This is a genomic window from Bradyrhizobium erythrophlei (assembly GCF_042430365.1).
GTDB classification, from domain to species: domain Bacteria; phylum Pseudomonadota; class Alphaproteobacteria; order Rhizobiales; family Xanthobacteraceae; genus Bradyrhizobium; species Bradyrhizobium erythrophlei.
The window spans coordinates 27,727-38,455 of sequence record NZ_JBHMET010000233.1; the positions used below are offsets into that span (position 1 = coordinate 27,727).

The window sequence follows — 10,729 nt, forward strand, 5'->3', positions numbered from 1 at the left end:
CCTCCCCTGTGAGCGCCGAGCGAGCTAACGCTGGCGCACACACCTTGCGTTCAAAATGCAACCACCACCACGGGTGCCAGGGCCCTGAGCAAAACACCGACAAAACTATTGCCAATGCACCAAGTAGACGATCGTCCTGTCCCACAAGACGAGCCTGGCACACTGATCCCGTCGAGCAATCTGCGTGCAGAACTTGCGATCAGGCAAGATGTTGCATCGCGCCGGAACCTTGAAAGGTGGGGATAACCGCTGGCGATTTCGCACCCAAAGATAACGCGGGACGCGCACCCATCGGCTGCCCTGAGGTCGAAGTTATGCAACAATCGTGACGTTGCTGCGCGGCACACCTTGAGACTGCGCCTCGACCAGTCCCTTGTTTGCTGGAGCATCAGCGCCGCGATCGCTTGCGGCTTCTCACCGTGTGCGATCGGCGAGATCGTTGGTCGTGACGCGCGCGCAGAAAATCACCTTCAGAGAGATCCGCTCAATGGGCGTGCTGGTCTACTGTTCGGACCACCGCTGCTGCCACTCCAGCCCGGTTTGACTTGAATTGCTGGGCGGAACCTGCAGCGAGCGAAAAAATTGACTCGTCAGGGAGGTTCCGATGACACAGAAAAATCGGATGCCACGTCGGTCGAGCGCAATGGATGCCGTTACTGGTTCCGGCGCTGGACAGGTTCCCGCTCACCCACACGACTCCGGCAGTCAGGCAAACGAAACCGTCGACGGACTCGACGCCACCACCGAGTCGTTGCGGCACGCCACCGAAGATACGCCCTCCGGGAGTGGCTCCAGCGACATCGAAAAAACGCCAGTATTTGACCGGGCCGGTGCTGCGCCGAAAATCTGAGCGAGGAGACTGCCATGCACTGGCGCAAGGTGCCGAGCAGAACGAACGGCAAGGTCTTCTATGTCGTGGTCTTGGCGTTTACCGCCTTAGTCGCCGTTTCGACTGTCTTGCTGGTTCTGCATTTTCCCGCGTGACTCGGCCGGCGGACCGGGTCCACAAGAAATCTCGCTCGTGTCGTGCCGCCGACCGCTGGGCGGACGACGATGTGAGGCTATCTGGCGTCGAGCTCCGGTATCGGGTGCTCTCGAGTTTCCTGACGTCGCCAACAGGCGGTGACTATTCCTTTGTTTTGGGAGGGGCAAAGCCGTGGGGCCAAAGTCGAAGCGCATCCCGGGTGGTTATCAGTCGAAAGCCATCCGCAAATTCGACTTGGCAACTATTCCTGTTGCCACGGCTCACCACGCGGCAGCGCCGGCCTTTCCAATCTCGCCTGCGCCCGCGATAAACGTAGGGCAGATCGCTCGCAACAAATTTGGCCACGGGGTGATGGCCTTTGCTTGGGAGAACGGCCTCAGCCGGGGGGACATGCTGAGGCCGTTCGGGGTTCTGAGTGCCGGTAAGAGGGACGGCACAACCCCGAAATATCTCATGGCCTGCGGCCGTGAAATCTACCTTTTCCGGTATAACCGAATTGGTGGACTGTCGCTGGACGGCCCCGTCTGCGGCGCGGCAGGATCTGCGAACATCGTGCCGAACTGGCATGACAGGACTGGGCATGCGGTGCCATTCACGAAGGGACGCTTCGCCGTGGGTCCGAAATGGACCCGCGCGGGATGACCGCCCGACGCTTGCCAGGGTCTGGCCGGTGTTCGCAGCGCACTGGCCGGCCCGCCAGCTCGGGCGCGGGCTGCCATCAAATGATGCGCACCTCAAAGCACCAAAACAGGTGCATTTGCGTGCTAGAATTGCCACCCCAAATGGGTGAGTGCGACGCTCATGAACGCTTCAAGCAACGGCGACAAGCGAGCCATGAACATCCTCCGCGAATTGCATGCTGCCGAGAAGGAGCTGGTCGGGAGGACCGTCGTCTTGACCGACGGCAAGGCCGGCACGATCGATGACGTCATCCTCGACGATGAGCACGGGCTTCGCATCTCGATCAGAGGACACGAGGGCAGATGGCCGATCTCGACGGTGACGCGTATCGAGAGCTGATCTCACCATGAGCGATCGGCGCGATCGTCGGTCATGACGCGCGCCCAGAAAATCATCTTCGGCGAGATGCGCTCCAGCGGCGCGCGGGGCATGCTGATCTACTGCGAGGACTATCGCTGCGACGACACGCAAATGCCATAGAGCTAACAATGGCGTCAGTCGGTGGCGGCCTTACATCTGAGAAAGAACTAGGGTGAAGCAGGAAATCAGCGTCGCGGTACTGAGCACAATGACCACAAGCGCCTGCTCGGTACGAGCCTGTAAGGTCTCCCGGCTCATCGCGACACCGCCGGTCCTTCATCGGCCAGCATGACGACGATTTCTCGGCACGCTTCGCAGCGCTCCGTTAAAAAGCGCCTTCCGGTCTTGGTGTCGAGGAACGTCCGGGGGTTCGTCAGTTCGCGTCCACACTTGCAGCGGACGATGGGTTCCTCTGTTTTGAACATCGCATGATCTCCAACGTGAAAATCATGCTCTTCCAACCAACCTAGCTTAGGACCGTTCCGGGCTATTTTTTGAAAAAGTCCGGCGCTGGCCTGTTTTATCCCTTAGTGGCCTAAGTTGAATTTGAGAGTGGCTTAGTTCCAACTAACCTAGGATAAACCGCGCCCTAGCCGATGGCAGTCTGATGATTTGCCCCACATGGGGCGCGGTATGAGTGATCTGGTCCCGCCTGAGCAGCCAACCGGCGAGCTTGCGCCGCCGGAGCCAAAGAATAGGCCGGCCAAATGCAATCTGGCGCCGCCTTGGCGGCCCGGGCAAAGCGGCAATCCCGCTGGGCGGCCACGAGGTTCGCGCAGCAGGTTATCGGATCCACCATTGGTCCTGACGTCTCGTTCAACAAGGCGGGATCAAACGACCAGGATGTCGTTGTGGGATCCGCGACGCTTGGCGCCTCCGCCTGCCGGGCGGCGCATCTTCAGTCCGGTCACGATCGGTATTAATTCCGAAGGATCGAGCGAAGCGACATAGCGTTCCTCATTGGCATCGGCGTAGAGCGTGGTGCGTTGACGCGGCACGCGTCCCATCGCCCTAATCAACGTCTCCATTTCGCGCGGCGACATCTCGTGGCCATACTGCGCGCCGGCGGAACGTGAGATCGTTTCGTCCATCAGCGTGCCGCCGAGATCGTTGACGCCGGCCTGGAGGCAGGCGCGAACGCCATCCTCGCCAAGCTTCACCCAGGACGTCTGAATGTTGGAGATCATGCCGTGCAATGCGAGCCGGCCGACCGCGTGCATGAGAACCACTTCACGGAACGTCGGCCCCTTGCGGGAGCGTCCCTTCAGATAAATCGGCGTCTCCATGTGGACGAACGGCAGCGGCACAAATTCAGTGAATCCGCCCGTCTCCGCCTGAAGATCGCGCAGCCGCAGGATATGACGCGCCCAATGCACGTAGCTAGTGGAGAGGATTTCTTATCCAAACAGTCATCCCAACCCCAAACGACGTCGTTGCACCTCGTGTCGCGCAGGCTTGCATACGAAAATACTGGACGCTTCAAATGCGACCATGACAGTGTTGCACCGCGTATTGCGGCGCGCACGAAGCTGACCTCGTTGCCCTTGATCCCGGTCAGGTCCGCCCCTGTGAAATCCGCCTCGCGAAGGTCGACCGGCGTTTCGCGCTCGAACCCGAAATCGAGCCCAGAGAGATCGCAGTGCGAGAAGATCGCCCGCGCGCCCCGTACACCGTCCACGAGCCACATGGCGTGCCGCTCGATGGCGTCATTGAGGTCGGCCTGGGACACCCGACGCGAATGGCCGCGCGCAGTATTCGGCGTGCAGATCGAAGCCGTAGCAGTGGCCACTGCTCCGACGAGGCGAGTAAAGACATCGCGTCTGCCGAACGGCATTCTTTTCCCTACCCCACTCCAAGCGAACATTGAGGACACGGTGTTGTTCTGTGCCTCTAGTGGAATTCACTGTCGATCTGGACCCGCAGCGTGTTTCCTCCCAGCGGGGCGAACGAACGCGATCGGCAGGTCAGGACAACAACCTGTTGACTTTTGGCGGCACGGCTGAGTGCGTCGAACATCATGTTGATGCGTTCGTCGTCGCAATAGACCAAAGCGTCGTCGAGGATGATCGGCACATTGCCTCCGCGCTCAGCCAGCAGCGTTCCCATGGCCAGACGCACGAGCACCGCGATTTGCTCCTGAGTTCCTCCGGAAAGCCGCCTGAAGCTCTCCGAACGCGTGCGCTTGATCCCGGTGACCGCGAACCCATCGCCCAACTCGAGCTCCGCTCCAGGAAAAAGATCGTTCAGATAAGGCCGCAGGTGACGCCGAACGGGCTCGTAGTAGCGTTCCCGGCCTTCGGCGAGGCAATCGCCGACCGTGTCGCGCAACAACTGCAGCGTAGCGACGCGTTCCTCGATGCGCGCGCACTCGCGTTCGGCGATCTTCCGCTGTTCTTGCGCGGCGGCGTACGCTTCGCCGACGCCGTCGCCTCCAGCCGCCTGGATCTGGCCGGTCAGCCGGCCGATGTCGCGCTCCAGCGACATGAGCTCCGCGTTGTGGTTTTCGAGCGCCTTCTCCAGCCGGGAGCAACGCAGTTCGCGGCGGTCGATCTCGGCGGCATCCGGGGCTGCCTGCCGGACCGCGGCGAGCGTGGCCGCCTTGGTCTGCTGCATGGTTTCGCAGGCAGCCACTTCGGCGACCAGCGCGGCGTCGCGGGCCACGCGGTCGGCGTCGGGACACACGACGAGGTCCTCAGCAATGCTTTTCCGGACGAATTCCAGTCTGGTCGAGACGTCGGCGCGGCGCACGACCACGGCTTCCACGGCCCTCTGATGCTCCTGCCTGGCGGCCGCGAGCTTCTCATGCCGGGCTTCGAGCGAAGCGCGCCTCTGCTCGTGGCCAAGTCTTTCCGAATCTATCTCCGCCTGACCGGGCAGCGCCGCTCGGCCGGTCGCCGCGAGGACGGCGTCGATGGCCGCCTTCACCTCGGCGAGTTCGGACCTCACGGCGGCGCCGGCTCTCGCCGGATCGTCGCTCGCTTCGAGGCCCTTCAGCTCGGCGAGGACGCCGCGACGACCGTGCTCAAGATCGCGACGGCGCGTCAGGATCGCATGAGCCTCCGCAGCGTCTTCCACGCCGGCCGCCGCGAGGAGCGCCGACCTCTCGGCATCGAGGCGCTTGCGCGCTTCATGCCGGGGATGGAGAGCTGGCGTGACCGTGATCGTCGCGAGATCGCCGATCGTGATCTTCGTCGGCGCCAGCACGGCCGTGACGTGGTTGCCGTCGACGCCGAGCGAACCGACCCGCACCTGCCCGGCACCCGCCGGGCCCACTTCGATCGCCAAGGTCGCCGCTGCCGCCGATAGCTGCGCGTCCAACGACGCCAGTTGACGGTCGAGGTCGTCGAGCCTGGCGACGGTCTCCGGATCGACGCGGACCTGCGAAAGCTGGGCGTCGATCGCTCTGAGACTGCCGGCGGCCCGTTCGAGCGCGTCCAGCCGGCGGATCAATTCGTCTTTGCGCGAGGCGCGAAGCACCGCGGCGGCCAGTCGTCCGAGATGCTGCTCCCGGACGGTCAGCTCCTTGGCTTCGCCTTCGGTCGCCGCCGACGCCTCCACGGTGCGAGCGAGCGATGCCCGGGCTTCCTCCTCCTGCGCGAGAATTCCGGGCAGGCTTCCGTTCAGATCCGCTTCGAGAGAACGGTTGCGATCCACGCGCTCGGCGATTTCGCGGAGCTGCCGCAGGCGTTGGGCCGCGCCTTCGAGCGCGCGCCGCGCCGCCGATGTCTCCGCCTCGAGGCTTCGGATTTCCTGGTGCGCGGCCTGCGCTTCGCGCAGCTTGTTTCGGGCGTCCGTGAGTTCCTCTGTCATGTGCGCCACGGCGGCCGGATCCTTGACTTCGCGATGCCGCCTGCGGTGTTGCGAAAGTTCGGCGAATTGCTTTTCGAGAGCGCCGACCTTGGCGAAGCCGTCGGCTTCCGCCTTTTGCCAATGCTCAAGCCGTTCGCGGGCACGGGCGAGCGGGCCGTCGCTACGCGGACCGCGCTCGCTGTCGGTCATGTTTCGCCGTATCTCGCCCGTGATCTCGTCGATCGCCAGCCGCGCGCGCTCCCCGCCAACGAGCGTTCCGACCTCCGATTCGATGGCGGAGTTGAGGAGCGACGAAGCGCCCGAACCTGGAACGGGCGCGCTGAACGAGGCGCCCTGCCCCACCCATAGAAGACCGAACGCGCCGTCGTCGATGCTCCGCCCGCTCCCGGGCGCCATGCCCAGGATGTCCCAGATCGCCTTGTCGGCCTCGCCGGCGCGGGCGATCTCGCGGCCGTCCTCCGTCAGGACGGCCAAGGGAGAACGGAGGAAGCTCTTCCGGATAACGTAGCGCCGCCCCTCGTGGTCGAAGTCCAGTTCGACGGTGGCGGGAAGCTGGCTGTCGTCGGATCCCAGATCCCTTAGCTCCTGGGTCTTGCTGTCGTGACGGAGGAACAGGCACGCCCGGATGGCCTTGAAGAGGGTGGACTTGCCGACCTCGTTGCCCGCCGCCAGTACGTTCACGCCTGCACCGAACCCGTCCACGCGGGCGACGCCGGCGAAGCGGCCGATTCCTTCGACGCTGAGTGCGTTGATGAGCATCAGGCGGCCTCCTCGCGGACGGCGCCGGCCACACGGAGATAGAGTTCGACGAGCGCCTCCTCGGCGCGCCGTCGCAGATCGGGTGCGGCGGAGGAGTCGTCGACGATCTTCTTGAGTCGATCGGCTGAACGCCGCAGCACGCCGTCGAAATCGATCGCCTCCAGATCGGCCAGCGTCGGCCGCGCCGCCAGCGAGGCCTCATCCAGATCCAGATCGAACACCGCGGCGTCGAGATCGATCATGCGGCGTCGGAAGGCTCCGTATGCTGCCAACGGCAGGCTGCCTTCCAGCTTGAGGCGTAGTACCAACCGCGAGAGATCGGGCTCCTCGCGCAGCCGACGATCGAGATCGGCGGATGCCTCTTCGTCGTCGAACCGCTCCGAGCGCGTGACCCAGCGGTAGGTGCCGGTGACGAGCCGGGTGATCGAGGGAGGCGCGCCCGGACCCGCGATGTCGACGAGGAGCGCGGTCCCCTGCTCCTGGCCGCCAGTGCGATCGGGTTCGGGCGTTCCCGCGTACCATGTCTTGGCGCCCACCTGCAGCGTGCGGTGCCAGTCTCCGAGCGCGAGATAGTCCAGATGTGCCTTCGCAGCGCGCGTGGGATCGATCGGATTGGATGCTTCGCCGCCGCTGCCGAAGTCGACCACCGACCCGTGCGCGAGGCCGATCCGCAGCGCGCCCGGCGGGGTCGACGCCGCGTCCATCCATGCCGTTATGTCGTCGAATTCGCTCTTGCGGAGCAGCGGTGCCGGCAGCAGGGCCGCGTTCTCGTCGAGCGTCGCCGGAATCGGCGAGAGATGAAGGTGGATGTTCTCAGGCACGCCGAGCTGCGCGACCCGATCCCAGACGCCCTCCGGACGGTGCGGATCGTGGTTACCCGGGAGCAGATGCCAGTGAACGTCCCCGAACGTCTTCATGCGCTCGATCGGCGCGCGCAGCGTGTGGGCGCAGGGCGCCTCGCTGTCGTAGACGTCGCCGGCGACGAGGACGTGCCGAACACCGTTCTCCCTGGCGTGGACGCCAAGACGTTCGATGGCGGACAGACGAGCCTGTCGCAGCGTCTCTTCCTTTGCGCCGAACTGCTTGAACACCTTGCCGATCTGCCAGTCGGCGGAATGAATGATTCGCATGTCGTGATTCCTTTCGGCCGACGTTGACGCCGCTCTCTCGGTTTAACCAGCGTTTTCGCCGTCGCTGTGGATACCGGGTCGTGTCCGGCGACGCGATTTGACTCCGTCCATCGTTCCGGATTTCTCGCTTTCGCCGTCCGAGTCGCGCCCCGCTCCCAGCCGGTATTCGTGGCTACCGAGATTGACTTTCGGCGGCGGCAGCATCGCTCCCGACGACACCATCTGCGGCGCGCCGAGCTCCATCTGGAACAGTGCAGGGACTTCATTGAGCGAAGCGAGCCGGATGATCTGAGCCAGAACCAGAGCCCCAGTGGCCGCTCCCACGAACGGTACGGCCACGCTGGCCTCTGCGAATTCGAACGTTCCGCAGCGGCCGAGGTGCTGCTCGAGTTCGCGATAGGCCGGACTGTCCTGAAGTTTCGCCACGCGCCGCTCGTCGGTGGCCGTGGGCTTGCTCCATAGACCGTCGATGGACTGGCCCTTCGCGATCGTCCTGATCTGTATTCCCTCGAAATCTCCCGGACCGTGGCCGATGCCGGCATCGATCATGTAGGGAAAGCCGTGCTTGGCGAGGACAAGCCGGGGCTCCACCCTGTCCAGCCCCGATACGAGGTAGGGCGGGTCGTCCGGCGTCAGGGCGATATCGCCGAAGTGCCTTCGCTCGATGACATCCGTCCGCCAGCCGGTCGCCTCTAGCCACGCCGCGCTCGTCCTCGTCTTCTTCCGACTGAGCTGCCGACCGCCCGGCAGCACCATCAGGCTCGTCGCCTCGTTTTCCTCCGCGACGAGTTGGTCGTCCTGCAGCACCGCGAGCCTGTCTCCGGAGCCGCCGAGGAGGCAGAGATTCCAGACGAATGCTTGTCCGAGATGGCCGAGCGCGAGAAGCCAGAGCTTGTCAGGCATGTCGAAGCGCTCCGGGCCGGCATCCGCGCGGTCGGCCTCCCTCCACGGCGTCCACAACGAGACGGTCTCGTCGCGCGGCGGCAGGTTACGGCCGGCGACGGCGCAGGCGAACACCTGCCTGACCGCGAGCGCGCCGGCGAACGTGCCGGCCAATGCGAGCCGGGAATCGCCGGCCGGCTCGTCCGTAAAGGCGCGAGTGCCCGCCGACCAGCGATTCCACCAACATGCGACACTCCAGGCGGCCCTGGCTGGCGCGCTGCCGACGCGGATCTCGTGGGTCGCCTTGCCGCTAGGACTCTTGATGGCCCGGCCGCCGAGTCGCCGCACCGCTTCAAGGAGCGTCTTGCCCAACGGCAACGACGCGATCAACGCGGCGTCGCGATCGGCGACGACGGTCACCCGGCCGAAGCATTTTCGGGCGGTTGCTACCGCTGTGAGCGTCGCGGCCTGTCCCGCGGACGTCGCGAGCTGGTCGGCCGCGACGACGATCTCCAATCTGATGGCGTCCAGCCGCGCCTCGGCCTCCGCGAAGGATCCGACTCGCGATGCGTCGGCGAAGGCCTTGGTGATGCGCGACCGTTTCCAATGGATCGTCATGTTCAACCCTCCAACCTGAAGAACCGCGCACCCTTGCCGCTGTGCGAGGCCCACTCGCCGTTGCCGAGGAACTCGTACATGCCGATCGATCCGGGCAGCGGCCGCCCGCGCGCGAAGTTCGGCAGGATCAGTGCGAGGTGGCCGACGCGAGGAATGACCGGATTGGCCTGGTCGGATTCGCTCTGGCCGTACCCGTGCGGATGGACATGCACGTCTGCGACGACACCTAGGCCGCGGGCTCTGCAGACTTCCCAGAGACGCGGCAACGCGGTCTGACGGATCGTCACGATGCCGGTATCGAGCGCCTTCGGATCGATGTCGTCGTAGAAGACGAATTCCGAAATATCGCGGCTGCCGTCGGATCGTTGGCTTCCGAGTAGATAGGCGCCGCTTTCGCGCCGCCCGCTCAACGTGCGCCGCTCCAGCTCGTCGACGCCTGCGTCCCACACCGCGCGCCGGCAACGCAGCCTAGGCGGCGCTAGACCGAGCCAGCCAAGCAGCGTGTTCAGCAACGAGCGCATAGAGCTTCTCCATGATGAATGTGATGTGACGATCGCGGCGCCAGGCTTCGTCGGGTCGCTTCGCGGCCCAAGCGTTGTGCGCGGCCGCGTGGCGCTGCCACGCGCGGTAGATGCCGCCATGGCTGCCGGGAATATCCCCCCAGTCTTTCAATGCGTCGACTACGCCAGGGGAGCTGTTGGTCGGCGCAGCGGGACGGCACTGGTTGGCGTGGTCCCAGCGCTGGACGAACGGGCCCAGCGCAGGAAAGTTGTCGCACACGAGCTGGAACTGCAGGCTGGCGGTGGCGCCGCCGAACGGATCGGTGGCAGTGACCTCGACCTCGAGGGTGGGGAATTCATAGCGCAGGATCTTCCACCGACCTTCCTCGACCCCGGCCTGGAACGGGACGGAGCCGAGTTGGTCCTCGAGCGAGCGCTGGGAGGCGGAACGCGTCTCCTCAGCCATTGCTGAAGTCCTTGAGCGTGAGATCGACGACCAGCGTGCATTGGCCCGGCTTGACGTACTTGCCGAGGACGTCCTCGCGCGGCAGCGGCGCGTCCGCGCCGGGCAGGATCAGGTTGGCCTTCGCCGCGTTCGTCGGATCGAGGTCGTAGCCGTGCTTGCTGACCGCCCACTGCAGCGCCTTGAACATCGTGGTCGACGGCTTGAAGTGATGCGGCTTGGAGTGCTGCTCGAAGCCGACCTCGAGGGTGACCTGGTGACAGCGATGGGCGACCAGCCGCACGTGCTTGCGGCCGCGGTCGTGATGCCTGAACGACTCGTCGCGGCCGCGCTCGAAGAAGTGGAAGTCCTCGCCGATCGCCAGCCTCTCGCGGATGATCTCGACCAGTTCGACCTCGCCGTCCGGCTGCAACGCCAGGATCTCGACGCGATCCTCGATCTCGACCTCGACGTGGACCGCCTCTTCGACGAGGCCGCCCTCCGTCTGCGGATTGTCGTGAATATTCATAAGTAGTTCTCCGATACCAGCGCCCCCCAATGG

At 64.7% G+C, this 10,729-nt stretch carries 12 protein-coding genes and 1 pseudogene; 4 read left to right on the top strand and 9 right to left on the bottom strand.

The window, feature by feature from the left end:
- The first annotated feature begins 604 nt into the window (after positions 1 to 604).
- The 3 genes from ACFFWD_RS35460 to ACFFWD_RS35470 all read left to right on the top strand — a co-directional run bounded on the left by ACFFWD_RS35460 (position 605) and on the right by ACFFWD_RS35470 (position 2,005).
- Positions 605 to 850 (top strand): hypothetical protein, encoded by a 246-nt coding sequence (locus tag ACFFWD_RS35460; protein ID WP_376973524.1) that lies wholly within the window; start codon positions 605 to 607, stop codon positions 848 to 850.
- A gap of 306 nt (positions 851 to 1,156) precedes the next feature.
- Positions 1,157 to 1,627, top strand: a complete 471-nt coding sequence (locus ACFFWD_RS35465) for a hypothetical protein (RefSeq protein WP_376973526.1) — start codon at positions 1,157 to 1,159, stop codon at positions 1,625 to 1,627.
- Between the two features lie 159 nt (positions 1,628 to 1,786).
- Entirely contained in the window at positions 1,787 to 2,005 is a 219-nt protein-coding gene (locus tag ACFFWD_RS35470; protein ID WP_376973528.1) for a PRC-barrel domain containing protein, read from the top strand.
- Between the two features lie 275 nt (positions 2,006 to 2,280).
- On the opposite strand, the gene ACFFWD_RS35475 is transcribed toward ACFFWD_RS35470, so the two are convergent.
- Positions 2,281 to 2,451, bottom strand: coding sequence for a hypothetical protein (locus ACFFWD_RS35475; protein WP_376973530.1), 171 nt, complete (start codon positions 2,449 to 2,451; stop codon positions 2,281 to 2,283).
- 208 nt (positions 2,452 to 2,659) lie between these two features.
- On the opposite strand from ACFFWD_RS35475, the gene ACFFWD_RS35480 reads away from it, so the two are divergent.
- Entirely contained in the window at positions 2,660 to 2,977 is a 318-nt protein-coding gene (locus tag ACFFWD_RS35480; protein ID WP_376973532.1) for a DUF5681 domain-containing protein, read from the top strand.
- A 2-nt stretch (positions 2,978 to 2,979) separates the two neighbouring features.
- Here ACFFWD_RS35480 and fbiC read toward each other — a convergent pair.
- The 8 genes and pseudogenes from fbiC to ACFFWD_RS35520 all read right to left on the bottom strand — a co-directional run.
- Positions 2,980 to 3,405: pseudogene (gene fbiC / locus ACFFWD_RS35485) on the bottom strand (7,8-didemethyl-8-hydroxy-5-deazariboflavin synthase); the annotation flags it as partial.
- A complete protein-coding gene (locus ACFFWD_RS35490; RefSeq protein ID WP_376973721.1) occupies positions 3,291 to 3,890 on the bottom strand; it encodes a pentapeptide repeat-containing protein in 600 nt (199 codons plus the stop codon). The gene ACFFWD_RS35490 and the pseudogene fbiC, both read right to left, overlap by 115 nt.
- 26 nt (positions 3,891 to 3,916) lie before the next feature.
- Entirely contained in the window at positions 3,917 to 6,595 is a 2,679-nt protein-coding gene (locus ACFFWD_RS35495; protein ID WP_376973534.1) for an AAA family ATPase, read from the bottom strand.
- On the bottom strand, positions 6,595 to 7,725 hold the full coding sequence (locus ACFFWD_RS35500; RefSeq protein WP_376973536.1) for a metallophosphoesterase family protein: 1,131 nt from the start codon (positions 7,723 to 7,725) through the stop codon (positions 6,595 to 6,597). Before ACFFWD_RS35500 ends, ACFFWD_RS35495 begins: the two co-directional genes overlap by 1 nt.
- Before the next feature lie 42 nt (positions 7,726 to 7,767).
- Positions 7,768 to 9,225, bottom strand: a complete 1,458-nt coding sequence (locus ACFFWD_RS35505) for a BilD N-terminal domain-containing protein (protein WP_376973538.1) — start codon at positions 9,223 to 9,225, stop codon at positions 7,768 to 7,770.
- Between the two features lie 2 nt (positions 9,226 to 9,227).
- A complete protein-coding gene (locus ACFFWD_RS35510; protein ID WP_376973540.1) occupies positions 9,228 to 9,746 on the bottom strand; it encodes a hypothetical protein in 519 nt (172 codons plus the stop codon).
- On the bottom strand, positions 9,694 to 10,191 hold the full coding sequence (locus tag ACFFWD_RS35515) for a DUF7665 family protein (RefSeq protein WP_376973542.1): 498 nt from the start codon (positions 10,189 to 10,191) through the stop codon (positions 9,694 to 9,696). The genes ACFFWD_RS35510 and ACFFWD_RS35515 overlap by 53 nt, the downstream gene beginning before the upstream one ends.
- Positions 10,184 to 10,696 (bottom strand): hypothetical protein, encoded by a 513-nt coding sequence (locus tag ACFFWD_RS35520; protein ID WP_376973544.1) that lies wholly within the window; start codon positions 10,694 to 10,696, stop codon positions 10,184 to 10,186. The genes ACFFWD_RS35515 and ACFFWD_RS35520 overlap by 8 nt, the downstream gene beginning before the upstream one ends.
- Between the last annotated feature and the right edge of the window lie 33 nt (positions 10,697 to 10,729).

Coding starts and splice junctions, on each gene's coding strand:
- ACFFWD_RS35460 (WP_376973524.1), top strand. CDS start 605: ATGACACAGAAAAATCGGATGCCACGTCGGTCGAGCGCAATGGATGCC.
- ACFFWD_RS35470 (WP_376973528.1), top strand. CDS start 1,787: ATGAACGCTTCAAGCAACGGCGACAAGCGAGCCATGAACATCCTCCGC.
- ACFFWD_RS35475 (WP_376973530.1), bottom strand. CDS start 2,451: ATGTTCAAAACAGAGGAACCCATCGTCCGCTGCAAGTGTGGACGCGAA.
- ACFFWD_RS35480 (WP_376973532.1), top strand. CDS start 2,660: ATGAGTGATCTGGTCCCGCCTGAGCAGCCAACCGGCGAGCTTGCGCCG.
- ACFFWD_RS35490 (WP_376973721.1), bottom strand. CDS start 3,890: ATGTTCGCTTGGAGTGGGGTAGGGAAAAGAATGCCGTTCGGCAGACGC.
- ACFFWD_RS35495 (WP_376973534.1), bottom strand. CDS start 6,595: ATGCTCATCAACGCACTCAGCGTCGAAGGAATCGGCCGCTTCGCCGGC.
- ACFFWD_RS35500 (WP_376973536.1), bottom strand. CDS start 7,725: ATGCGAATCATTCATTCCGCCGACTGGCAGATCGGCAAGGTGTTCAAG.
- ACFFWD_RS35505 (WP_376973538.1), bottom strand. CDS start 9,225: ATGACGATCCATTGGAAACGGTCGCGCATCACCAAGGCCTTCGCCGAC.
- ACFFWD_RS35510 (WP_376973540.1), bottom strand. CDS start 9,746: ATGCGCTCGTTGCTGAACACGCTGCTTGGCTGGCTCGGTCTAGCGCCG.
- ACFFWD_RS35515 (WP_376973542.1), bottom strand. CDS start 10,191: ATGGCTGAGGAGACGCGTTCCGCCTCCCAGCGCTCGCTCGAGGACCAA.
- ACFFWD_RS35520 (WP_376973544.1), bottom strand. CDS start 10,696: ATGAATATTCACGACAATCCGCAGACGGAGGGCGGCCTCGTCGAAGAG.